Below are 21,121 nucleotides of genomic sequence, written 5' to 3' on the forward strand. Positions count from 1 at the left end.
AAACGGTCAGCATCCGCGTGCTCAGCCCGCCTTCACCTTCAAGCGCCAGGCATGCAGCAGCGGCTCGGTGTAGCCACTCGGCTGTTCCTTGCCCTTGAACACCAGTTCCAGCGCGGCTTGATACGCCGCACCGTCCGGATTCGCCACCAGGCTCTGGTAAGCCGGGTCGCCAGCGTTTTGCTGGTCCACCTTGGCGGCCATGCGGGCGAAGGTTTCACGCACCTGCTCTTCAGTCACCACGCCGTGCAGCAGCCAGTTGCAGATGTGCTGGCTGGAGATGCGCAGGGTGGCGCGGTCTTCCATCAGGCCGATGTCGTTGATGTCGGGTACCTTGGAGCAGCCCACGCCTTGATCCACCCAGCGCACCACGTAGCCCAGAATGCCTTGGGCGTTGTTGTCGATTTCCTGCTGGCGTTCTTCGGCACTCCACTGGGCCTGGGCCACCACCGGGACGGTGAGCAGGTTGTTCATCAGCTGTTCGGTGATGTCCGTGTTGGCAGCGTCGCCGCTGGCTTCGATGGCCTTTTGCACCTCAGCCACGTTCACCTGGTGGTAGTGCAGCGCGTGCAGGGCGGCGGCGGTGGGGCTCGGCGTCCAGGCGGTGTTGGCACCGGCCTTGGGATGGCCAATTTTCTGCTTGAGCATTTCCGCCATCAGGTCCGGCATGGCCCACATGCCCTTGCCAATCTGGGCGCGACCGCGCAGGCCGCAGTCCAGGCCAATCAGCACATTGCGGCGCTCGTAGGCGGCAATCCAGGCGCTGTTCTTGATGTCGCCCTTGCGCAGCATCGGGCCGGCGTACATGGCGGTGTGCATTTCGTCGCCGGTGCGATCCAGAAAGCCGGTGTTGATAAAGGCCACGCGGCTCTTGGCAGCGGCGATGCACGCCTTCAGGTTCACCGAGGTGCGGCGCTCTTCGTCCATGATGCCCAGCTTGACGGTGCTGTCCGGCAAGCCCAGCAGTTGCTCGACACGGGCAAACAGTTCGCAGGCGAAGGCCACTTCGGCGGGGCCGTGCATTTTGGGCTTGACGATATACACCGAGCCCTTGCGCGAGTTGGTGATGCCGTTCTGGCCATGGCGTTGCAGGTCGTGCAGGGCGATGGTGGTGGTGACCACGGCGTCCATGATGCCTTCGGGAATTTCGCGGCCCTCGGCACCCCACAGGATGGCCGGGTTGGTCATCAGGTGGCCAACGTTGCGCACAAACATCAGGCTGCGGCCATGCAGCTTTACTTCGCCCTGGCCGTTGGCGGCGGTGTACACGCGGTCGGCGTTCAGCGTGCGGGTGAAGGTGGCGCTGCCCTTGGTCACTTCTTCGGTCAGCGTGCCCAGCTGGATGCCCAGCCAGTTGCGGTAGCCCAGCACCTTGTCTTCGGCATCAACGGCGGCGACCGAGTCTTCCAGATCAAGAATGGTGGACAGCGCGGCTTCAACAATCACATCGCTCACGCCAGCGGCGTCGCTCTGGCCAATGGCGGTGCTGCGGTCAATGCGGATATCCAGATGCAGGCCGTTGTGTACCAGCAAAACGGCGCTGGGCGCGGCGGCGTCTCCCTGGTAGCCCACCAGTTGGGCCGGGTTGGCCAGGCTGGCGCTGCCGCCATTGGCCAGTTTGACTGCCAGCTGGCCGTTCACGATGGTGTAGCCAGCGGCATCCTGGTGGCTGGCATTGGCCAGCGGCGCGGCCTGGTCGAGCACATTGCGGGCAAATTCAATCACCTTGGCACCGCGCACCGGGTTGTAGCCACGGCCTTTTTCAGCGCCGTTGTCTTCCGGGATGGCATCGGTGCCGTACAGCGCGTCGTACAGGCTGCCCCAGCGGGCGTTGGCGGCGTTCAGTGCGTAGCGGGCGTTCAGGATCGGCACCACCAGCTGCGGGCCGGCCTGGATGGCCAGTTCGTCGTCTACATTGGCGGTGGTGGCTTGCACCTGGGCCGGCTCCGGCACGATATAGCCAATGTTTTCCAGGAAGGCACGGTAGGCGGCCATGTCGGCAATCGGGCCGGGGTGGGCCTGGTGCCAGGCGTCCATTTCCAGCTGGATGCGGTCACGCTCGGCCAGCAGGGCGGCGTTTTTTGGGGCGAGGTCGTTGACGATGGCGTCAAAGCCGGCCCAGAACGTGGCCGAATCAATGCCGGTGCCCGGCAGCACGTTATCCTGAATGAAATCGTACAGTTCGGTGGCCACTTGCAGGCGGTGAAGAGTGGTGCGTGCGGTCATGAAACAACCTTTCAGATTCAAAATGACAATTCGGTTCGGATGATCAGAAAAAAACGTCCAGTGCAGCGTGGCCACGCCAGGCGATGAACAGGCTGGGCGGGTTTTTCCCCGGTGTTTGCGCGACTTGGCGCGGCAAGCGAGGCGGCGCAGCGGTGAAGCGCCACCCTCGGTCAACCTGTCGTGCGGGCTGGACGGCTGTTGCAAGCTTTGCGCCATGGCCCTGGCACTGGCAGGCTTGTGGCCTGCAGGGGGCGTGGCGGCAAGGGTAAGATAGGCGCGTATTTTTGCATGATACTGGCCGGTATTCCAAATTTGACCGCCTCCCCCGCCGGAAGCCGGGAACGTTGCCTCGCTGGATAGATACCGCTGGCCGCAACGGTCCGTAATAAAATCATTCTCTTGTCTGGTGGGCCATCGCCTGGCAACGCCATCATCGGCAAGAAAGCGGATGCGGATAACCTGTTCACCTTGAAGGCCCCCAGGCTGCTGACGGCAGAGCAGAAGCCGGACGGCTGTCCGCAGCAAGCGGCTGGCCGCATGGGGAAATTCCGCCGGAAAAAACAGCCGATGCCCGGGGATGCGCTGACAACTCTCTACTGAAACACTTCAGTCAGGCTGTGCGCATCCAGCACACGGTCACTCCACCGTTCCAGCTGCTCGGGACTCGCGGCACGGATTCGGGCGACGCAATCAGCAGGCAGTGCGCCAAAGCGGCGGGTGAGCAAGCGTTGCAGCAGCCGTGCCTCACCCGTTTGTTCGCCTTCTAGCCGGCCTTCTAGTCGCCCCTCTTGCCGGCCTTCTTTCCACCCCACCAGCTTGCCACGCTGTTCATGCTGCTGCGCCCATTGATCAAACCGTTCGGCCAAGGTCATCTTCAGCTCCTTCAAGTCGCGCACCTTGGGCAAGACCAGGGTGTGTTTGCTTTGTCTTAACAGCACGGCCCGGATCCAGGTCATGGGGCATGGGGCATGGGGCATGGGGCATGGGGCATGGGGCATGGGGTATGGGGTATGGGGTATTGTCGATCTTGGTCAGGCTTGCTCAAACACCTCGGCCAGCGTGCTGGCGTCCAGTACCCGATCACTCCACCGCTCCAGTTGCTCGGAACTTGCGGCACGGATTCGAGCGACGCAATCAGCAGGCAGTGCGCCAAAGCGGCGGGTGAGCAAGCGTTGCAGCAACCGTGCCTCACCCGTTTGTTCACCTTCTAGTCGCCCAACCAGCTTGCCGCGCTGCTCGTACTGCTGCGCCCATTGGTCAAACCGTTCGGCCAAGGTCATTTTCAGCTCCTTCAAGTCGCGCACCTTGGGCAAGGCCAGGGTGTGTTTGCTTTGTCTTAACAGCACGGCCCGGATCCAGATGGCAAACGTGCGTTTCAGCTCTGGCTTGCCTTCCAGCCATTCGTTCAACAGATCAATCAGTTGCAGCAGTGCCTGTTCGTTTTCCGGGTGTTCTACCCGGATGATGGCCGCCACCAGGTTTTTCAGCTCGGCCAGATCGGCGTCGGTGTAGCGGTTTTCGTCGATCAGCAGGTATTCCAGCTTGGGCAGGTGTTTGGCCACCAGGCCGGGGGCTTTGGGAATCAGGTCGGCGATGTCGGTGGCGGCGCGCCAGTTGCCCTGGCCGTTATACAGCACAATCGGCAGCACGGGCGGCAACCGCCGGCCTGGCAGTACGTCGCCGCGCCGGATCAGGTCCTGATAGAGCAGGCCGAGGTACGTCATCATCCGCACCGCCATCCACGGGTCGGCGGTGCTCTGGAATTCAATCAGCAGGTAAAGATACACCCACTCGCCGTCGGCCTTGACTCGCCAGACCACATCATCGGCGCGGTCGCGCAGGTCGTCGGTGACGTAGCTGCCGGGGATTTTTTCCAGGGTGGTGTAATCCAGGCTGTGCAGCCAGTCATCGGGGATGAAGCCCAGCACCAGATCGCGCACCACTTCGGGGGCGGAGAACAGCAGCTTGTAGGAGGCGTCGGTGTCGTGGGGCATGCGTGATGATAACGATTAAAACCAATGAAAATCAATGCACTGACTTCCAACACACCCAGAAACACACTGATATGGGGAGATTTGACAAATTGACCCCACACCTCTTGCCCCGCCCGTGCCGGGTGACCGCCTGCCATAAAAAAACCCCGGCAAATGACCGGGGTCGGGTGTTGGCAGGCCAGCGAGCTGCGCCATGGCGCGCGCGGTGGTCGCTCAGTCTTCGCTGGCGGTGAGCATGCCGGGGTTGAGCACCAGCTTGAGGCTGTTTTGTGCAATCCCGTGGCGCACCCGGTGGCTGATCCACCAGACACCGCCTTTTTTGACATTCCACATCTGCGCTTCGCCGCCAATCAGTTGCGAGGCAATCTGGCCAATATACGGCTGATGCCCCACCAGCACGATGGGGTGGCGCGAGTCTGGCCAGCTGACGGTAGACAATACGCTTTCCAGGGTGGCGTCCGGATTCACTTCCGGCAGCACCTGGTAATTTTTCGATAAAAACGCCGCCGTCTGCTGTGAGCGGCGGGCCTGGCTGGCCAGCAGCTGGAAGTCGCGCGGCAGGCGCAGACGCAGCCAAGCGGCCATCAGTCCGGCCTGTTGCTGGCCTTTGCGGGTCAGCTCGCGGGCCAGATCGTTGCTGCCTTCCTCGGCTTCGGCATGACGCCACAGAATCAGATCCATTCAGTCTCCTTTATTATTGATATCCTGCTGTGCGCAGACTACCGGCGTCAGATGACCGGAATGTGTCAGTTAATGCCATGCCTGTAACAAAAGTGGAATCAGCACGGCAGTGACCAGCCCGTTCAGCCCCATGGCCAGGCCGGAAAACGCACCGGCTGTGTCTGAGCGCTGAAACGCCCGGGCGGTTCCAATGCCATGCGCGGCCATGCCAGTGGCAAAACCGTACACCACATCCTGGCCCAGACGCAAACGGCTGAGCATGGGCCAGCTGAGCATGGCACCAAACACCCCGGACACAATCACAAACACCGCTGCCAGTTCGGGCGCACCGCCGATTTTGCTGGCAATCCCCATGGAGATGGGGGTGGATACCGAGCGCGACAAGAGCGAGCGAATCAAAATGTCATCCAGCCCCAGCGCCCAGGCTACCCCGGCGCTGGACACAATGCCCACCAGCGACCCCAGCGTCAGGCTGATCAGCAATGGCCAGAACACCCTGGACAAGCGATGCAGATTGGCGTAAAGCGGCACTGCCAGCGCCACGGTGGCCGGGCCCAGCAACATCTGGATGAATTTGCCGCCGGTAAAATACTGCGCGTAGTCAGTACCGGTGGCCAGCAGCACGGCAATCAGCATCAGCGCGCCCAGCCCCACCGGGTTGGCCAGCGCATGGCCGCCGGTTTTGCGGTTTAGCGCAACCGCCAGCCGGTACACTGCCAGGGTGACAAACACCCAGGTCAGCGGCTGCTGCTGGGCGGCGCGCCACAAGGTTGCCGGATCAATCATGGCGGGCCTCCCCGCGCAGGCGCATCAGCCCGGCCAGCAGCAGTGCGCTGGCCAGCAGGGTGACCGTGGTGCCCACCGCCAGCGCCAGTGCCAGCTGCCACAGCGTCTGGCCGTTCAGCAGATGGGCGTAAAGCAGAATCCCGGCACCAGCAGGGACAAACAGCAAGGACAGATGCTGCAAGAAGGCCGGCACACCATGCTGCAAGGCTGGCGGCACGCCACGGCGCACGCACAGGCCGATAAACAGCAACAGCATGCCCAGTACCGGGCCAGGAATCGGCAGGGCCAGCCACAGGCTGAGCCACTCGCCCAGCAGTTGCAAGCCAATCAGTATCAGAAATGTTTCGACCATGACGGTGGCCTTGAAAAAAACGCGACAGGGCGATTATACGGCGGCCAGGCGGCGCTGGTCTGACCTTATACCAGTACAGGATACCCGCACAGGGCCGCCGGCAGGCCAGGCTTATTCATGCCCTGGCTTGCGCTGGCGCAGGGTTTTCACCGCGCCGCGTCGCGCCTTGCTGTCCAGACGGCGGGTTTGCGAGCCTTTGGTGGGGCGGGTGGCCTTGCGTGGGCGCGGGGTATGGCAGGCAGCCTGGATCAGCGCCACCAGCTTGGCCAGCGCGTCGGCCCGGTTCAGTGGCTGGCTACGGTGCTGCTGGGCCGTGATCACCAGCACACCGTCCAGCGTCATCCGTCGCCCGGCCAGTTGCAATAGCCTGGCCTTGACGGCATCGGGCAGGCTGGGCGAGCGCACCACGTCAAAGCGCAGCATCACTGCCGTTTCGGTTTTGTTCACATGCTGCCCGCCCGGCCCCTGCGCGCGGGTAAAGTGCTCGTCAATTTCATCGTCGTTCAGGGCCAGGGTGCGGGTAATCGGGATCATGGCAGGAGGGCGGGCAAAAGGATTTGAGTATAGCCCAGTGCTGGCCGCGCGCAGCCACCGCACGCCTGGCGTCCTGCTGGTTTATAATCCTGCCCCATGTATGCTTTTCCTGACTGGCGCGCAGCGCCTGCTGACGATGTGCCGGCTGCTCTGGCGGACTGGCTGGGTGAAACCGGGTCGCTGACCGAGCGGCTGGTCGGGCTGGGCCGGGGGTTTGCCGTGGTGGTGCTGGCCCAGCACACGGCGCAAGCCTGGCCGGATGAATGCCAGGCGCTGGGCCTGCCGGCCAACGCCACAGTGCAGCTGCGTGAAGTGGCTCTGACGCTGGACGGCGTGCCGTATGTGTTTGCCCGCAGCCTGTGCCGGCAGGACAGTCCGGTGTGGACCCCGGTGCTGGCGCGCGGCAGCCGCTCGCTGGGCCTGACCCTGTTTGCCGATTCTGGCATGCTCCGCCACCCATTGCAGTTCATCACCGGCCAGCCAGCACAACTGGCGCTGCTGGCCCAGGCGCAGCAAGCATGCTGGCCCGATCTGAGCGGGCCGCTGGCCGCGCGGCGCTCGCTGTTTGGTGCGGTCAACGACGCGCTGCTGGTGCACGAAGTTTTTCATCCTGATCTTGTAACGGTGTCTCCCCCATGACTGTTGTACTGAAAGACCGCCTGGCGGTGTACCTGCAACTGGCCCGGCTGGACAAGCCGATTGGCATTCTGCTGCTGTTGTGGCCCACGCTATGGGCGCTGTGGCTGGCAGGAGATGGCCATCCGGGCGTGGATCTGGTGGTGATTTTCACCCTGGGCACAGTGCTGATGCGCTCGGCAGGCTGCGTGATCAACGACTATGCCGACCGCCACTTTGACGCGCATGTGGCCCGCACCGCCCAGCGGCCCTTTGCCCGTGGCGCGGTCAGCGAGCGCGAGGCGCTGTGGCTGGCCTGTGGGCTGGCGGCGCTGGCCTTTATGCTGGTGCTGCCGCTGAATGCGCTGACCTGGTGGATGAGCCTGCCAGCGCTGTTTCTGGCCGGCAGCTACCCGTTCACCAAGCGTTTTCTGGCCATTCCCCAGGCGTATCTGGGCCTGGCGTTCGGCTTTGGCATTCCGATGGTGTTTGCCGCCACACAAGACGCCATCCCGCCGCTGGCCTGGCTGATGCTGCTGGCCAATGTGTTCTGGACCATTGCCTACGACACCGCCTACGCCATGGTGGACCGCCCCGACGACCTGAAAATTGGCATCCGCACCTCGGCCATTACCTTTGGCCGCTTTGATGTGCTGGCGGTGATGGCGTGTCATTGCCTGTTTCTGGCGCTGATGGGTGCGGTGGGCGCGCAGGCCGGGTTGGGCGCGGGGTATTTTGCCGGTCTGGCCGCTGCCGCCATGCTGGTGATGGACCAGTACCGGATGATCCGCGCGCGCGACCGCCTGCACTGCTTTACTGCGTTTCTGGCCAATAACCGCATCGGGCTGGTGGTGTTTGCCGGCATTGTGCTGGATTACTGGCTGCGCTGATGCTGTCGCTCTATGTGTATTACCGGGTCAGCCCGGAACAGCATGCCCAGCGCCTGGCACAATGGCAGGCGCTGAACCGGGCGCTGGCCGGGCGCGGCGCGCCCACCGGCCAGCGTCAGCAACGACGCGATGACGCCAGCACCTGGATGGAGGTTTACCCAGACGTGCCTGCCGGCTTTGAAGCCGCGTACCGGCAGGCGCTGGCTGCCGTGGATGGTGATGGCCAATGGCAGGCCTGCCGGCATGAGGAATGGTTTGTCGCCGGTAAGGAAGGCGATTGAACACGTCACCTCCCTGTCACCACCACAACGCGCCCCGGCCAACCGCCGTCCACGCTGGCAGTGTTACACTGACCGCCCGTTGAATCTCCCACACGCCCCATGCACTTTGTCATGACCTCCCCTTCCGGGCCGGCCCAGGCGCAGGATTACTGCGTGGTCTGGCACGGCGATGCCTTGTTGCTGCCTGAAAGCGGTCTGCCGCGCCTTGGTCAGCTGCCGCTCACCGGCCTGCGCCATCTGGGCGAACTGGCCGGACAGCGCTGTTTTGTTGGCGAATGGGTTGGCCCGCTGCCAGCGGGCTGGCGCAGCCTCAGCCTGCGTCAGGCGCTGGCCGGCCAGGCCCCTGCCGACTGGGCCGGGTTGTTGTCGCGCGCACGCATGCTGCGCACCTTCGACCGCACCCACCGCTATTGCAGCGCCTGCGCCACGCCCCTGCGCGACCATGACCACGACCACGGCAAGGTGTGCCCCAGCTGTGGCTTGCTCAGTTACCCAAAACTGTCGCCAGCGATGATGGCGCTGGTGGTGCGCGACCGTCAGCTGCTGCTGGCGCGCTCACCGCATTTTCCGCCGGGGGTATACAGTGCGCTGGCCGGCTTTGTCGAGCCGGGCGAAACGCTGGAAGCCTGCGTGCACCGGGAAGTACAGGAAGAAGTGGGCGTGCGCATCCACAATCTGCGCTATCTGGGCTCGCAGGGCTGGCCGTTTCCGCACTCGCTGATGCTGGCGTTTGTGGCCGACTACCTGGATGGCGAGATTACCCCGCAAGCCGGCGAGATTGAATCAGCACACTGGTTTGATCTGGACCAGCTGCCGGCGCTACCCAGCCAGGCCAGCATTGCCCACAGCCTGATTCATCGGGCGGTGGCAATGCTCAATGGTCAGCCGCTGGCCAGTGATGAGGCGGAATTGCGCTATGCCAGGGCAGCACCATAGCCAGCCACGCCAATAGCCCTGGCCTTACTCTGCTGGTGAGGCCACGCCCGCGTTCATGCTGGCGCTGAGTTGTTCGGACACAAACTGGGCACGGGCGGCCGAGTTGTTTTCCAGGCCTTCTGCCGCGCACCAGGCCAGCAACTCCGCCGGTACAATCAAGCATTCCACTGCGCGCACCCCGGAACGCTGAAACTCGCGCCGGGCCGCCACCGCCACGGCTTTCCACTGCGCGAACGACGCTTCAAAAATTTCCGGGTCGGTGGCGCTGGCCTTGACTTCGGCCCAACTGTCTTCGGTGTACCAGGTCAGGGCAACAATCATCGCCTGGCTGCGGTTTTTTGCTCTCAGGCGCTGATGCAGGGTGGGTTTTCGCATGATGAAGGCTCTTTACTGAACAGAAATCAAAACGGCTGTGCCAGAGTATCCCTGGCAAGCAACGCGGGCATGACGCCATTCAAGCAAAAACGGTGCGCACCAAGGGTGGGTAGCGGAAAATCGTCACCGCATGCCCGGCTGATTCTGCTGGCGCAAGGCTTGCGTAGCCATTCGACACGCAAGCCAGCCGTGCGAGTCAGCCCGCAGTGGCTGGCGGGATGGCTCGCGCGTGTCGGAGTTCGCACAGCGCGTCACGTGCTGGAAAAACAGGCGATAGAAAAATAACGCTCAATAGCCGTCGTAGGGCAGCCACACCGGCAGATATCCGGTATCCGGCTCGACGGCCATCAGGTCGGTATTGATGCCGGCACCCGGTGCGGCCAGCAGGGTGTCGGCCTGATAGATCAACGGCAGGCGCTCGCGCCGGTACGGCGGCATGCCGGCTTCCTGCATCAGGTTTTTCAGGGTTTTGCTCACCCCGCGTTGCGGCAGGCTCTCGCCGCCCTGGCGTGGGCGCAAGGTCAGTTCGCCAGTCAGCGCCACCTGGCTCAGGCCACCACCGGCCACCGGGTTGAAGCGCAGCCGTCCGCCCCAGTCGGGAAAATCCAGCGTCAGCTGGGTCGGCTGGAATTCAAACGCTACCGCTGTAGTCGGCACGCTGAAGGGGCGGATCAGGTAGGCGCGCTGGCGGTAGCGGGTCAGTTGCCAGATACCCACGTCGATCATCGGGTTGGCGTCGGGGGCAGCGTCGAGCAGTTGCACCAGCGCATCGTCCAGCGCATCCGGGCCCAGCATGCCGCCGCGTTCTTCCACCCAGGCAAACAGTGCATTGCGCGCACGCGGCAGCGACACCCCGGCCAGCATGTCCAGATCCAGCGAGCTGTCGGCACCCACCATCAGTTCAAGGTCGGAGGCGGCCATTTCGTCGAGCAGTGCCGCAGCGTCAGCGGCCCGGCGGATGCTGCGCAGCAGGTGTTCACGGTAATCGGGGTAGCGGGTGGCCAGACGGGGCAGAATGTCGTGACGCAGGAAATTGCGGCGCAGCTTGGTGTCTTCGTTGCTGTCGTCTTCCACCCAGATCCAGTCTTCGGCGGTGGCCAGCGCTTCCAGGTGTTCCCGGGTCACACCCAGCAGTGGCCGCCACAGCTGGGTAGCATCGGTCAGCCGGCGAATCCACGGCATCGCTGCCAGGCCATGCGGGCCAGCGCCACGCAGCAGCTGCAGCAGCACGGTTTCGGCCTGATCGTCGGCGTGGTGCGCCAGCGCCAGCACATCGGCCTGGCTATCGGCAAACACCTGGTAACGGGCCTGACGCGCTTCGGCCTCCAGGCTGTCGCCGCCGCCCCAGTTGATGTCCACCTTGGCGGTGCGCAGCGGAATGCGCAGGGTGGAGCACAGCCACTGGCAGAATTCCTGCCAGTCGGTTGCGCGCAAATTCAGCTGATGATTGACGTGCACGGCGGACAGGCGCAAGCCGCGCCGTTTGGCCAGATCGGCCAGCAGCCAGGTGAGGCAGACCGAGTCTACCCCGCCGCTGAGGGCCACTTCGATGTGGGTGGCGTCAGCAAATGCGTCGTGCCAGGCGGTTTCCAGGTAATCAACCCAGTCAGCCCGCGATGTCATCCTTGTATCGGCCATAGCTCATCAGACGGTCAAAACGTTGTTTGAGCAGCTCGTCGATCGGCATGTCCTGCAACTGGCGCAGCGCATCGGCCACCGCCCGTTTCATTGACTGCATCATGCCGGTGTGGTCCCGTTGTGCGCCGCCTAGCGGCTCGGTAATCACCTTGTCGATCAAGCCCAGGGTTTTCAGGCGACTGGCGGTAATGCCCAGGGTTTCGGCCGCTTCCGGGGCCTTGTCCGCGCTTTTCCACAAGATGGACGCGCAGCCTTCCGGCGAGATCACCGAGTAGGTGGAGTACTGCAACATGTTGAGCTGATCGCCTACGGCAATCGCCAGCGCGCCGCCCGAACCGCCTTCACCAATGATGGTGCAGACAATCGGCACGCGCAAACGCGACATTTCGTACAGATTGCGTCCAATGGCTTCAGACTGGCCGCGCTCTTCAGCACCAATGCCGGGATACGCGCCCGGCGTATCGACAAAGGTGATGATCGGCAGGTTAAATTTTTCTGCCAGCTTCATCAGCCGCAGCGCCTTGCGATAGCCTTCCGGGCGCGGCATGCCAAAGTTGCGGTAGATTTTTTCCTTGGTGTCGCGGCCCTTCTGGTGGCCAATCACCATCACCGACTGACCATTAAACCGCGCCAGCCCACCCACAATCGCCGGATCGTCGGCGTAGCTGCGGTCGCCGTGCAGTTCCTGAAAGTCGGTAAAGATGCTCTTGAGGTAGTCCAGCGTATAAGGGCGCTGCGGGTGACGGGCAACCTGGGAAATTTGCCATGGGGTGAGCTTGGCGTAAACGGCCTTGGTCAGCTCCTGGCTTTTTTTCTGCAAGCGGCTGATTTCTTCCGAGATGTCCAGCACCGAATCGTCCTGAACAAAGCGGAGCTCTTCGATCTTGCTTTCCAGTTCGGCAATCGGCTGCTCGAAATCGAGAAAAGTGGTTTTCATTCGTTACGTCGGTCGATTTCAGAATCGGGCAATCATACAGGACGAAACCCGGCTTTGCCATGAAACGGTTGTTCGGATTACGCCAACATGGCCGAAAAGTTCCCGTCGATTCCATCCAGCTTGATCTGACGCCAGACGCTGGCGGCTTTTTTCAGCCAAAACAGCGCTCTTGCGCGTGGAAGCAAAAAAAACTGCAAAAAGGGCTTGCGCGTCCCATTACGCTATGGTTAAATGCGCACCTCTTCGCTGCAACGCAATCAGCCACGCAGCGAAATGGGCGGTTAGTCTCAGTTGGTAGAGCACTGCCTTCACACGGCAGGGGTCACTGGTTCGAGTCCAGTACCGCCCACCAGCAGTGGAGTGGTAGTTCAGTTGGTTAGAATACCGGCCTGTCACGCCGGGGGTCGCGGGTTCGAGTCCCGTCCACTCCGCCAGCTCAAGCAGTAAAAAAGCAGTTGTTGTTTATATGCAGATTGTCTGTCCAACGGAGTGGTAGTTCAGTTGGTTAGAATACCGGCCTGTCACGCCGGGGGTCGCGGGTTCGAGTCCCGTCCACTCCGCCACATGACGGTTTGCATGCAGCATTGAAACGGGTGATTAGCTCAGTTGGTAGAGCGTCTGCCTTACAAGCAGAATGTCGGCGGTTCGACCCCGTCATCACCCACCACACTTCTGAGTGTGTTCAAACTGGAGTGGTAGTTCAGTTGGTTAGAATACCGGCCTGTCACGCCGGGGGTCGCGGGTTCGAGTCCCGTCCACTCCGCCAACACCAAGAGAATGCCCAAGCCACCGCAAGGTGGTTTTTTTACGTCTGTACGCCAGCGCCGCCCTGGCCGCGCCAGGGCTGAGCCCGGCGCACCTCATCCGCCTCACAGCACCGGTTCGCGCAGCGGGGTTTCTGCCAGCAAGGCGCATAAAAACTGCCAGAACGCCGCCACCGACGCCACATTGACCTGTTCATCGGGCGAATGCGCGCCGCGAATATCCGGGCCAAACGACAGCACGTCCAGATTAGGGTACTTGCCCAGTAAAATCCCGCACTCCAGCCCGGCGTGAATCACCTTCACCTGCGGTGCCTGACCATGCATCCGGGCAAACACCTGGCTGGCCAGCGCCAGCAAGGGAGAATCCGGGCGCGGCGTCCAGCCGGGGTAGCTGCCTTCGCGCACGCCCGAGCAACCCGCCAGCCGGCCACAGGCCAACAGCGCAGTCACCCGGCTTTCCAATCCGTCTTCGGTTAGCGAGCGCACCATCGATACCGCATGAAAACGGCCATTGTCCAACCCAACCACCCCCAGATTGGATGACGTTTCCACCACACCAGGCACCGCCGGACTCAGGCAGGCCATGCCGTCGGGCAGGGCATTAAGCAGGTCGAGCACCACTGACTGGTCATGCAGGGACAACACGGTAGTCAGGCTGGCTGGGGTCAGGCTGAGCGTCAGGTCGTGATCACACTCGGCCAGGTCGGCGCGCCAGGCATCCTGCCAGTCGGCCATCGCCTGGCGCAACTCGGCCAGTTTGTCGTCCGGCAGCGCAAAGATTGCGCTGGATTCACGCGGAATCACATTGCGCAGGGTGCCGCCAGTCAGTTGGCCCAGGCGCAGCTGGCAGCGCCCGGCCACGCTCAGCAGCAGCCGCGCCAGCAGGCGGGTGGCATTGCTGCGGTGACGGTGAATGTCCACCCCGGAATGGCCGCCGCGCAGCCCACGCAAGGCCAGTTGCCAGATGCCATGGCCCTCTGGGGTGGGCTCGCGCTCGCATTGCCGGCGCAGACTGACATCCTCGCCGCCCGCGCAGCCGATATAAAACTCGCCCCAGTCTTCGGTATCCAGATTAAGCAGCAAGCGCCCGCTGAGCAGGTCGGTGGCCAGGTCGTGGGCACCGTCCATGCCGGCTTCTTCGTTGACGGTGAACAGGGCTTCGATTGCCGGATGGACGATGTCCTGGCTGTCCAGCACCGCCAGCATGGCGGCTATGCCAATGCCGTTATCCGCACCCAGTGTGGTGCCCTGGGCGCGCACCCAGCCATCGTCGCCCAGGTAGGGGCGAATCGGCTCGTTGAAAAAATCATGCTGGCTGTCGCTGTCTTGCTGGCACACCATGTCCACATGGCCTTGCAGCACCACGGTTTCGCGCTGTTCCATGCCGGGGGTGGCGGGTTTGCAGATCAGCAGATTGCCGCCTTGGTCCATCCGCCAGGCCAGTTGTCGGGTGTTGGCCCAGTGGCACAGGTAGTCCATCACCCGGCCTTCGTGGCGGGAAGGGCGCGGCAGCGCGCACAGCAAGGCAAAGTGCCGCCACAGCAGCGGGGGCGACAGGGTATCGGGCAAGGGCATCGGGGTAAGGTGCATAAGGGGTCAGGCCTGCTCGGCGTCTTGTTGTTGCAGCTGCCACATCTGGGCAAACCGGCCCTGACGCTCCAGCAGCTCGCGGAAAGTGCCCTGTTCAATAATCTGCCCGCCGTCCATCACCACAATCTGGTGGGCATCCACCACGGTGGACAGGCGGTGGGCGATGATCAGCGTGGTGCGCTGGGCGGCAATGGCGGCCAGCTCGGCCTGGATGGCTTTTTCGGTATGCGAATCCAGCGCGCTGGTGGCCTCGTCAAAAATCAGGATGGGCGGATTTTTCAGCAGGGTGCGGGCAATCGCCACCCGCTGTTTTTCGCCGCCGGACAATTTGAGTCCACGCTCGCCCACCATGGTGTCGTAGCCGTCGGGCAACTGACTGACAAAGTCGTGGATGTGCGCTGCCCGCGCGGCTTCAATCACGTCCTCACGGCTGGCATCAGGGCGGCCATAGGCAATATTGTAGTAGATGCTGTCGTTAAACAGCACGGTATCCTGCGGCACGATGCCGATGTGTGCGCGCAGGCTGGCCTGGGTCAGGTCGCGCACATCCACGCCGTTGATGCTGATGCACCCACTGCTGACATCATAAAAACGGAACAGCAGCCGCGACAGGGTAGACTTGCCCGCCCCGCTGGCCCCCACCACGGCCACGGTGTGCCCGGCTGGGATATCAAAACTCACCTGCTGCAAAATTGGCCGCTTGGCGTCGTAGGAAAAATCCACCTGTTCAAAGCGGATGGCGGCGTGGCGGGTGGCCAGCACCTGGGCGTCCGGGCGGTCGGCCACTTCTTCACCCTGCTCCATCAGGGTGAACATCCGTTCCATATCCGCCAGCGAATGCTTGATTTCGCGGTAGACAAAGCCCAGAAAGTTCAGCGGGGCATACAGCTGGATCAGATAGGCGTTGACCAGCACCAGGTCGCCCACGGTCATGCTGCGGTCCACCACGCCCTGGGTGGCCAGCCCCACCAGCAGGGTGACGCCAGCGGCAATGATTACCCCCTGGCCGGCGTTCAGAAAATTCAGCGAGGTCTGGTTACGCACGGCAGAGGCTTCCCACGAGGCCAGATTGCCGTCGTAGCGTGCCACTTCGTAGCGTTCATTGCCAAAGTATTTGACGGTTTCGTAGTTGAGCAGCGCGTCGATGGCCTTGCTGTTGGCCTTGGAGTCCAGTTCGTTCATGCTGCGGCGGAACACCATCCGCCATTCGGTCACGCCAAGGGTAAAGCCAATATAAGCGGCAATGGTGGCAAAGGTCACAGCGGCGAACGACCAATGGTATTTCACCAGCAGCACCCCCGCCACCAGGCCGATTTCCACCAGGGTGGGCAGGATGTTGAACAGGGTGAAGTTGAGCAGAAAGCCGATGCCCTTGGTGCCACGTTCGATATCGCGGCTCATGCCGCCAGTCTGGCGTTCCAGATGAAAACGCAGGCTCAGCCGGTGCAGATGTTCGAACACCTGTAGCGCAATGCGACGGATGGCGCGCTGGGTTACCTTGGCAAACACCGCATCGCGCAGCTCGCCAAACACGCTGGTGGCCAGCCGGGCCAGGCCATACGCGGCCACCAGGCCCAGCGGCAGGGCCAATGCCACCTGGGTTTGCGACAGCTGGTCAACAATATCCTTGAGCAGCAAGGGCACGCCAACATTGGCCAGTTTGGCCAGAAACAGCAAGGAGAGCGCCAGAACCACCCGGCCTTTGAATTCGAGCAGGTAGGGCAGCAGGGTTTTCAGGGTTTTGATGTCGTTGCGCTGGCTGGGAGCCGGGCCGGTATGGGTGAGTCTCATGCAATTCCTGATACGGCGGGCGCATCCACCCGCAGTCGGTGAGCGGCCAGCCGGCAAAACGCCATCGCGCCGAAAATAGGGAAACACGCGCGGCCAGGCACCAGGCCCATGGCCGTGACAACGGCAAACCGGGTCCTGCGCCCGCCATCAGGGCAGAACCGGCCTGCCCACGTCAATGCAGCACGCCGGAAGAATTCAGCAAAAACTCCGGGATTTCTGCGTCCAGGGTGTGACCATCGTCGGTGCTCATCTGAAAACTGCCGCGCATGGTGCCTTGCGGGGTATTCAGCACCGTGCCGCTGACGTACTCGTAGCTTTCACCGGGATTCAGGTGCGGCTGTTCGCCCACCACGCCATCACCGTGGATTTCCCGCACATGGTTGCCGCCATCGGTGATGATCCAGTGACGGGTCAGCAGCTTGGCACCCACTTCACCGGTATTGTGAATCTGGATCCGGTAGGCAAACACATAGCAGTGCGCAGCCGGGTCGGATTGGTCGGCAATGTAGAACGCCTGGGGTTCGACGCGAATGGGGGACGTCATAAAAAACAGCCTTTCAAGGGAAGCCAGCAATGCAAGTTCTGCCGAATAAGGCAGCCTAGGTTAAAATCCGGTCAATTTCACTGTTTACAAGACCTGACATGCGCACATTCCGTATTGCCCCGAGTATTTTGTCCGCCAATTTTGCCTGCCTGGGCCAGGAAGTCACCGATGTGCTGGCCGCTGGGGCCGATATTGTGCACTTTGACGTGATGGACAACCACTATGTGCCCAACCTGACCATTGGCCCGCTGGTGTGCGAAGCCATTCGTCCGCTGACCACCGCACCGATTGATGTGCACCTGATGGTCAAGCCGGTGGACGCGCTGGTGCCAATGTTCGCCAAGGCCGGAGCCAACCTGATTACCTTTCACCCGGAAGGCTCCGAGCATGTGGACCGCACCCTGGCGCTGATTCGCGACTGTGGCTGCAAGGCCGGCCTGGTGTTTAACCCGGCCACGTCGCTGACCTGGCTGGACCATGTGATGGACAAGCTGGACATGATCCTGATCATGTCGGTGAATCCGGGCTTTGGCGGCCAGTCGTTCATTCCGCAGGCACTGAACAAGCTGCGCGATGCCCGTCAGCGCATTGACGCACACCACGCCCGCACCGGGCAGGAAATCTGGCTGGAAGTGGATGGCGGGGTGAAGGTAGACAATATTGCCGAAATTGCCGCTGCCGGTGCCGACACCTTTGTGGCGGGCTCGGCCATTTATGGCACCGACGACTACGCCGCCACCATTGCCCGCATGCGTGCCGAACTGGCCAAGGTGGGCTGACCTATTCACTGGGCCACACCGGCCCAGTGCTCAATACCAGTGAAACAGCTGGTAAGCCAGGTTGCCCACGGCTTCACGGCATACCTGGCTGCTTGACCACAATGCCTGAGCGCTGGGCAGCAGGCTCTGCGGCAGCAAAAATGGCGGCGCACTCTGCCCGGTTGGGGCGGGGATGACCTCAAGGCCGTACTGGTTGAAGCTGCGCAGCGCACGCGGCATGTGCCAGCTGTGGGTCACCAGAGCAATCCGGCGCATGCCGGCAGCTTGCAAAATCTCGGCGCTAAAGCGGGCGTTTTCGGCGGTATTGTGCGAGCGCGGTTCTTCCCAGCGCACCGGCACGGCAAAATCCCGCTGCAGCGACTGGCGCATCAGCACGGCTTCCGACACGCCGCCTTCCGGGCTGCCGCCGCTGACCAGCACCGGCTTGCCCGACTGGCGGGCCAGCACGGCGGCGTGGCGCAGACGCACCAGCTGGCTGTCGCTGACGGTGTCTTCGCCGCCCTCGTCAGCTGCAGCAAAACGCCGCCCGCCACCCAGCACCACAATGGCGTCCACCTGCTGCAACTGGGCGGCACTGATTGGCTGCCCCAGTTCCTGCACCTGCTGCAACTGATACGCCAGCCATGGCGTGGCCAGTGCATACAGCACGCCCAGCGTGCCCAGCACCAGCCCCCAGGCCAGTTGGGGTCGGCGTTGACGCAGCAGCCAGGCCAGCCCAAGCAACAGCAGACTGAAGCCCAGCGGAGACGTCAACGCCCCGACCAGCGGCGCTAACCACAGATTGGGGCGTTCGATCACGACACGGGTCCTTATTCGCCGAGGTAGGCTTTTTGCACCGCGTCGCTGTCCAGCAGCTCACGGGCCGGGCCGGACATGGTGATGCGTCCGGATTCCATCACATAACCCCGATCAGAAATTTCCAGCGCCAGCTTGGCGTTCTGTTCCACCAGCAAGATGGTGACGCCCTGCTTGGAGATCATCTGCACAATTTCAAAAATCTTTTGCACGATAATCGGTGCCAGACCCATCGACGGCTCATCCAGCAACAGCAGCTTGGGTTTGGACAGCATCGCCCGGCCCATGGCCACCATTTGCTGCTCGCCGCCGGACAAGGTGCCGGCCAGCTGGACCATGCGTTCCTTCAACCGGGGAAACAGCTCATAAACGTAGTCGATTTCATTGCGAATGGCGCTTTCGTCGTTACGGTAGTAGGCCCCCATGCGCAGGTTTTCTTCGACAGTCAGCCGGCCAAACACGCCCCGGCCTTCCGGCACCATCACCAGACCATTGCGGACAAAGTCGTACACCGGAATTTTGCCAGTGGCCTTGCCGTCATAGACAATGCTGCCTTCTGCCGGCTTGACCATGCCCACCAGCGTACGCAGGGTGGTGGTCTTGCCAGCGCCGTTGGCGCCAATCAGGGTCACCAGTTCGCCCTGGTCGATGTGCAGGTCAATGCCCTTGACGGCCTGAATGCCACCGTAGGACACCTTGAGGTTTTTGACTTCTAACAGGCTCATGCGTGTGCCGCTCCCAGGTAGGCCTCGATGACTCGGGGGTTGCTCTTGACTTCTTGCGGGACGCCCTCGGCGATTTTCTTGCCGTAATCCAGCACGGCAATCCGGTCACACAGGGTCATCATCAGCTTGACGTCATGTTCGATCAGCAGCAGGGTCACGCCGCTGCTGCGGATTTTTTCCATCAGGGCCTGCAGGTCTTCGGTTTCGCGCGGGTTCATACCGGCTGCCGGTTCGTCCAGCGCCAGCAGCATTGGATCGGTTGCCAGCGCGCGGGCAATTTCCAGACGGCGCTGATGGCCATAGGACAGATTGCGCGCCCGCTCGTTGGCCACGTTGGCGATGCCCACGTAGTTGAGCAGTTCACGGGCACGCTGGCGGATGGCCTGTTCTTCGGCCATGGTGGCGCGGTCACGCAGGATGGCGCCCAGCGCGCCAGCCTTGGTACGCACATGGCGGCCCACCATCACGTTTTCCAGCGCGGTCATCTCGCCAAACAGGCGGATGTTCTGGAAGGTGCGGGCAATCCCGGCCTTCACCACAATGTGCGGCTTCTGGCGGAACAAGTCCTGGCCATTGAAGGTGAACTTGCCTTCATCCGGCTGGTACAGCCCGGTCAGCACGTTGAACAGCGTGGTCTTGCCGGCACCATTGGGGCCGATCAGACCGTAGATTTCACCTTTGTTGATGGTGAGCGCCACATCGTTGAGGGCATGCAAACCGCCAAAGCGCTTGTGAATCCCTTCAATTTTCAGCAATACATCGGCCATGTTCTTACCCCTTCAGTCCGTCGGCAGCCTGGGAATCGACAGCAGGAATGTCGTCATCCAGTGCATCGTGGAATTCCGCCTTGCGACGCTTGGACGGCCACAGGCCTTCCGGACGCACCAGCATGACCACAATCAGGGCCAGGCCGAACATCAGCATGCGGGCATTTTCCGGATCAATAATCATCCGGCCAAAGGCGGCCATTTGCAGCGGACCAATCACATCGCGCAGGATTTCCGGGGTGATGGTCAGCAGCACCGCACCCAGGATCACCCCAGGAATATTGCCCATGCCGCCCAGCACCACCATCGCCAGCACCATGATCGATTCCATCAGGCCAAACGATTCTGGCGAGACAAAGCCCTGGAAGCTGGCAAACAGACCGCCAGCCACGCCACCAAAAGTGGCACCCATGGCAAAGGCCAGCAGCTTGATATTGCGGATGTTCAGGCCCATGGCGTTGGCAGCCACGTCGTCTTCACGCAGCGCCACCCAGGCGCGACCAATGCGCGAGTGCTGCAGGCGGTAGCAGATCAGCACGGTCAGCAAGGCCAGGAACAGGAAGAAGTAGTAATAGATGTACACACTGTTGTAGGTGTGGCCAAACAGCTCCACCGACTTGCCAAACGAGAACCCGGCAACTTCAATCGGCTTGATCATGTTGATCCCTTGCGGGCCGTTGGTGATGTTCACCGGCGCGTTCAGGTTGTTCATGAAAATCCGGATGATTTCGCCAAAACCCAGGGTGACGATGGCCAGATAGTCGCCGCGCAGGCGCAGCACGGGCGTGCCCAGCATGATGCCAAAGAACGCAGCCAGAATGGCACCCAGCGGCAGGATGAACCACCACGGCATGAACACGCTCAGATGCGGCGAGTTCAGCAGGGCAAAGGTGTACGCGCCAACCGCATAAAAGGCGATGTAACCCAGGTCAAGCAGGCCGGCAAAGCCAACCACGATGTTCAGACCCAATGCCAGCATGATGTAGAGCAAGGCAAAGTCCAGTGTCCGAACCCAGGAGTTTCCCAGGGTGCCGCCCACGATAAAGGGCAGCACGGCCAGCACGATGCCCGATAGGGCAAAGGCGATCATCCGTTTAGATTGATTGTGTGGCATGTTTTTCAGT

Annotated in this window: 22 protein-coding genes and 5 tRNA genes; 10 read left to right on the forward strand and 17 right to left on the reverse strand. The window is 62.3% G+C overall.

Annotated features, from left to right (window positions below; genetic code table 11):
• Window positions 1-21: 21 nt before the first annotated feature.
• The 7 genes from BXU06_RS09040 to arfB all read right to left on the reverse strand — a co-directional run bounded on the left by BXU06_RS09040 (window position 22) and on the right by arfB (window position 6,570).
• Window positions 22-2,223 (reverse strand): malate synthase G, encoded by a 2,202-nt coding sequence (locus BXU06_RS09040; protein ID WP_077298823.1) that lies wholly within the window; start codon window positions 2,221-2,223, stop codon window positions 22-24.
• Window positions 2,224-2,816: 593 nt separating this feature from the next.
• Window positions 2,817-3,179 carry a DUF4351 domain-containing protein gene (locus tag BXU06_RS09050; RefSeq protein ID WP_216352453.1) on the reverse strand — a complete coding sequence of 121 codons (363 nt, stop codon included), beginning with the start codon at window positions 3,177-3,179 and terminating at the stop codon, window positions 2,817-2,819.
• Window positions 3,180-3,254: 75 nt separating this feature from the next.
• The gene (locus BXU06_RS09055) at window positions 3,255-4,217 is read right to left on the reverse strand and encodes an Rpn family recombination-promoting nuclease/putative transposase (protein ID WP_077298827.1); all 963 of its coding nucleotides are present in this window, start codon (window positions 4,215-4,217) and stop codon (window positions 3,255-3,257) included.
• Between the two features lie 213 nt (window positions 4,218-4,430).
• Window positions 4,431-4,898: a histidine phosphatase family protein gene (locus tag BXU06_RS09060; protein ID WP_077298829.1), complete on the reverse strand. Its 468-nt coding sequence runs from the start codon at window positions 4,896-4,898 to the stop codon at window positions 4,431-4,433.
• Window positions 4,899-4,967: 69 nt separating this feature from the next.
• Window positions 4,968-5,684: an LrgB family protein gene (locus BXU06_RS09065; RefSeq protein ID WP_077298831.1), complete on the reverse strand. Its 717-nt coding sequence runs from the start codon at window positions 5,682-5,684 to the stop codon at window positions 4,968-4,970.
• Window positions 5,677-6,036 carry a CidA/LrgA family protein gene (locus BXU06_RS09070; protein WP_077298833.1) on the reverse strand — a complete coding sequence of 120 codons (360 nt, stop codon included), beginning with the start codon at window positions 6,034-6,036 and terminating at the stop codon, window positions 5,677-5,679. The genes BXU06_RS09065 and BXU06_RS09070 overlap by 8 nt, the downstream gene beginning before the upstream one ends.
• A 111-nt stretch (window positions 6,037-6,147) precedes the next feature.
• Window positions 6,148-6,570: an alternative ribosome rescue aminoacyl-tRNA hydrolase ArfB gene (gene arfB / locus BXU06_RS09075; protein WP_077298835.1), complete on the reverse strand. Its 423-nt coding sequence runs from the start codon at window positions 6,568-6,570 to the stop codon at window positions 6,148-6,150.
• Between the two features lie 96 nt (window positions 6,571-6,666).
• Between arfB and BXU06_RS09080 the strand changes: the two genes are divergently transcribed.
• From BXU06_RS09080 to nudC, 4 genes are all read left to right on the forward strand, one after another.
• Window positions 6,667-7,209 (forward strand): chorismate lyase, encoded by a 543-nt coding sequence (locus tag BXU06_RS09080; RefSeq protein ID WP_077298837.1) that lies wholly within the window; start codon window positions 6,667-6,669, stop codon window positions 7,207-7,209.
• Complete coding sequence (gene ubiA, locus BXU06_RS09085; protein WP_077298839.1) at window positions 7,206-8,075, forward strand: 4-hydroxybenzoate octaprenyltransferase; 870 nt, start codon at window positions 7,206-7,208, stop codon at window positions 8,073-8,075. The genes BXU06_RS09080 and ubiA overlap by 4 nt, the downstream gene beginning before the upstream one ends.
• On the forward strand, window positions 8,075-8,356 hold the full coding sequence (locus BXU06_RS09090) for a DUF4936 family protein (RefSeq protein ID WP_077298841.1): 282 nt from the start codon (window positions 8,075-8,077) through the stop codon (window positions 8,354-8,356). Before ubiA ends, BXU06_RS09090 begins: the two co-directional genes overlap by 1 nt.
• Before the next feature lie 111 nt (window positions 8,357-8,467).
• Window positions 8,468-9,292, forward strand: coding sequence for an NAD(+) diphosphatase (nudC, locus tag BXU06_RS09095; protein ID WP_171982173.1), 825 nt, complete (start codon window positions 8,468-8,470; stop codon window positions 9,290-9,292).
• A gap of 24 nt (window positions 9,293-9,316) precedes the next feature.
• Here nudC and BXU06_RS09100 read toward each other — a convergent pair whose 3' ends face one another.
• The 3 genes from BXU06_RS09100 to BXU06_RS09110 form a co-directional block, all read right to left on the reverse strand.
• Complete coding sequence (locus BXU06_RS09100) at window positions 9,317-9,667, reverse strand: hypothetical protein (RefSeq protein ID WP_077298845.1); 351 nt, start codon at window positions 9,665-9,667, stop codon at window positions 9,317-9,319.
• A gap of 288 nt (window positions 9,668-9,955) precedes the next feature.
• Window positions 9,956-11,290, reverse strand: a complete 1,335-nt coding sequence (tilS, locus tag BXU06_RS09105; protein WP_171982174.1) for a tRNA lysidine(34) synthetase TilS — start codon at window positions 11,288-11,290, stop codon at window positions 9,956-9,958.
• Entirely contained in the window at window positions 11,274-12,242 is a 969-nt protein-coding gene (locus BXU06_RS09110) for an acetyl-CoA carboxylase carboxyltransferase subunit alpha (RefSeq protein WP_077298849.1), read from the reverse strand. The genes tilS and BXU06_RS09110 overlap by 17 nt, the downstream gene beginning before the upstream one ends.
• A gap of 275 nt (window positions 12,243-12,517) precedes the next feature.
• Between BXU06_RS09110 and BXU06_RS09115 the strand changes: the two genes are divergently transcribed.
• The 5 genes from BXU06_RS09115 to BXU06_RS09135 all read left to right on the forward strand — a co-directional run bounded on the left by BXU06_RS09115 (window position 12,518) and on the right by BXU06_RS09135 (window position 13,008).
• Window positions 12,518-12,594 (forward strand) — tRNA-Val (locus BXU06_RS09115).
• Between the two features lie 5 nt (window positions 12,595-12,599).
• Window positions 12,600-12,676: transfer RNA gene (locus BXU06_RS09120), tRNA-Asp, on the forward strand.
• 52 nt (window positions 12,677-12,728) lie between these two features.
• Window positions 12,729-12,805: transfer RNA gene (locus BXU06_RS09125), tRNA-Asp, on the forward strand.
• 28 nt (window positions 12,806-12,833) lie between these two features.
• Window positions 12,834-12,909: transfer RNA gene (locus BXU06_RS09130), tRNA-Val, on the forward strand.
• A 22-nt stretch (window positions 12,910-12,931) separates the two neighbouring features.
• Window positions 12,932-13,008: transfer RNA gene (locus tag BXU06_RS09135), tRNA-Asp, on the forward strand.
• A 103-nt stretch (window positions 13,009-13,111) separates the two neighbouring features.
• Here BXU06_RS09135 and pepD read toward each other — a convergent pair.
• The 3 genes from pepD to apaG form a co-directional block, all read right to left on the reverse strand.
• Window positions 13,112-14,596: a beta-Ala-His dipeptidase gene (gene pepD, locus BXU06_RS09140; RefSeq protein ID WP_253189433.1), complete on the reverse strand. Its 1,485-nt coding sequence runs from the start codon at window positions 14,594-14,596 to the stop codon at window positions 13,112-13,114.
• Between the two features lie 6 nt (window positions 14,597-14,602).
• Window positions 14,603-16,387, reverse strand: coding sequence for an ABC transporter ATP-binding protein/permease (locus tag BXU06_RS09145; RefSeq protein WP_077298853.1), 1,785 nt, complete (start codon window positions 16,385-16,387; stop codon window positions 14,603-14,605).
• A 172-nt stretch (window positions 16,388-16,559) separates the two neighbouring features.
• A complete protein-coding gene (apaG, locus tag BXU06_RS09150; RefSeq protein ID WP_077298855.1) occupies window positions 16,560-16,931 on the reverse strand; it encodes a Co2+/Mg2+ efflux protein ApaG in 372 nt (123 codons plus the stop codon).
• A gap of 98 nt (window positions 16,932-17,029) precedes the next feature.
• Between apaG and rpe the strand changes: the two genes are divergently transcribed.
• Window positions 17,030-17,710: a ribulose-phosphate 3-epimerase gene (rpe, locus tag BXU06_RS09155; protein WP_077298856.1), complete on the forward strand. Its 681-nt coding sequence runs from the start codon at window positions 17,030-17,032 to the stop codon at window positions 17,708-17,710.
• 30 nt (window positions 17,711-17,740) lie between these two features.
• Here rpe and BXU06_RS09160 read toward each other — a convergent pair whose 3' ends face one another.
• Genes BXU06_RS09160 through BXU06_RS09175 form a run of 4 tightly spaced genes read right to left on the reverse strand, consistent with a single transcriptional unit; the run spans window position 17,741 to window position 21,111 of the window.
• Window positions 17,741-18,508 (reverse strand): YdcF family protein, encoded by a 768-nt coding sequence (locus BXU06_RS09160; RefSeq protein WP_150125166.1) that lies wholly within the window; start codon window positions 18,506-18,508, stop codon window positions 17,741-17,743.
• Window positions 18,509-18,519: 11 nt separating this feature from the next.
• Window positions 18,520-19,230, reverse strand: a complete 711-nt coding sequence (locus tag BXU06_RS09165; protein WP_077298860.1) for an ABC transporter ATP-binding protein — start codon at window positions 19,228-19,230, stop codon at window positions 18,520-18,522.
• On the reverse strand, window positions 19,227-19,997 hold the full coding sequence (locus BXU06_RS09170; protein WP_077298862.1) for an ABC transporter ATP-binding protein: 771 nt from the start codon (window positions 19,995-19,997) through the stop codon (window positions 19,227-19,229). The genes BXU06_RS09165 and BXU06_RS09170 overlap by 4 nt, the downstream gene beginning before the upstream one ends.
• A 4-nt stretch (window positions 19,998-20,001) precedes the next feature.
• A complete protein-coding gene (locus tag BXU06_RS09175) occupies window positions 20,002-21,111 on the reverse strand; it encodes an ABC transporter ATP-binding protein (protein WP_077298864.1) in 1,110 nt (369 codons plus the stop codon).
• Window positions 21,112-21,121: the final 10 nt, after the last annotated feature.

The sequence above is a fragment of the Aquaspirillum sp. LM1 genome (assembly GCF_002002905.1).
Taxonomy (GTDB): domain Bacteria; phylum Pseudomonadota; class Gammaproteobacteria; order Burkholderiales; family Aquaspirillaceae; genus Rivihabitans.

Excerpts from the sequence above, each read along its gene's own strand:
- BXU06_RS09040 (WP_077298823.1), bottom strand. The coding sequence starts at position 2,223 with ATGACCGCACGCACCACTCTTCACCGCCTGCAAGTGGCCACCGAACTG.
- BXU06_RS09050 (WP_216352453.1), bottom strand. The coding sequence starts at position 3,179 with ATGACCTGGATCCGGGCCGTGCTGTTAAGACAAAGCAAACACACCCTG.
- BXU06_RS09055 (WP_077298827.1), bottom strand. The coding sequence starts at position 4,217 with ATGCCCCACGACACCGACGCCTCCTACAAGCTGCTGTTCTCCGCCCCC.
- BXU06_RS09060 (WP_077298829.1), bottom strand. The coding sequence starts at position 4,898 with ATGGATCTGATTCTGTGGCGTCATGCCGAAGCCGAGGAAGGCAGCAAC.
- BXU06_RS09065 (WP_077298831.1), bottom strand. The coding sequence starts at position 5,684 with ATGATTGATCCGGCAACCTTGTGGCGCGCCGCCCAGCAGCAGCCGCTG.
- BXU06_RS09070 (WP_077298833.1), bottom strand. The coding sequence starts at position 6,036 with ATGGTCGAAACATTTCTGATACTGATTGGCTTGCAACTGCTGGGCGAG.
- arfB (WP_077298835.1), bottom strand. The coding sequence starts at position 6,570 with ATGATCCCGATTACCCGCACCCTGGCCCTGAACGACGATGAAATTGAC.
- BXU06_RS09080 (WP_077298837.1), top strand. The coding sequence starts at position 6,667 with ATGTATGCTTTTCCTGACTGGCGCGCAGCGCCTGCTGACGATGTGCCG.
- ubiA (WP_077298839.1), top strand. The coding sequence starts at position 7,206 with ATGACTGTTGTACTGAAAGACCGCCTGGCGGTGTACCTGCAACTGGCC.
- BXU06_RS09090 (WP_077298841.1), top strand. The coding sequence starts at position 8,075 with ATGCTGTCGCTCTATGTGTATTACCGGGTCAGCCCGGAACAGCATGCC.
- nudC (WP_171982173.1), top strand. The coding sequence starts at position 8,468 with ATGACCTCCCCTTCCGGGCCGGCCCAGGCGCAGGATTACTGCGTGGTC.
- BXU06_RS09100 (WP_077298845.1), bottom strand. The coding sequence starts at position 9,667 with ATGCGAAAACCCACCCTGCATCAGCGCCTGAGAGCAAAAAACCGCAGC.
- tilS (WP_171982174.1), bottom strand. The coding sequence starts at position 11,290 with ATGACATCGCGGGCTGACTGGGTTGATTACCTGGAAACCGCCTGGCAC.
- BXU06_RS09110 (WP_077298849.1), bottom strand. The coding sequence starts at position 12,242 with ATGAAAACCACTTTTCTCGATTTCGAGCAGCCGATTGCCGAACTGGAA.
- pepD (WP_253189433.1), bottom strand. The coding sequence starts at position 14,596 with ATGCACCTTACCCCGATGCCCTTGCCCGATACCCTGTCGCCCCCGCTG.
- BXU06_RS09145 (WP_077298853.1), bottom strand. The coding sequence starts at position 16,387 with ATGAGACTCACCCATACCGGCCCGGCTCCCAGCCAGCGCAACGACATC.
- apaG (WP_077298855.1), bottom strand. The coding sequence starts at position 16,931 with ATGACGTCCCCCATTCGCGTCGAACCCCAGGCGTTCTACATTGCCGAC.
- rpe (WP_077298856.1), top strand. The coding sequence starts at position 17,030 with ATGCGCACATTCCGTATTGCCCCGAGTATTTTGTCCGCCAATTTTGCC.
- BXU06_RS09165 (WP_077298860.1), bottom strand. The coding sequence starts at position 19,230 with ATGAGCCTGTTAGAAGTCAAAAACCTCAAGGTGTCCTACGGTGGCATT.
- BXU06_RS09170 (WP_077298862.1), bottom strand. The coding sequence starts at position 19,997 with ATGGCCGATGTATTGCTGAAAATTGAAGGGATTCACAAGCGCTTTGGC.
- BXU06_RS09175 (WP_077298864.1), bottom strand. The coding sequence starts at position 21,111 with ATGCCACACAATCAATCTAAACGGATGATCGCCTTTGCCCTATCGGGC.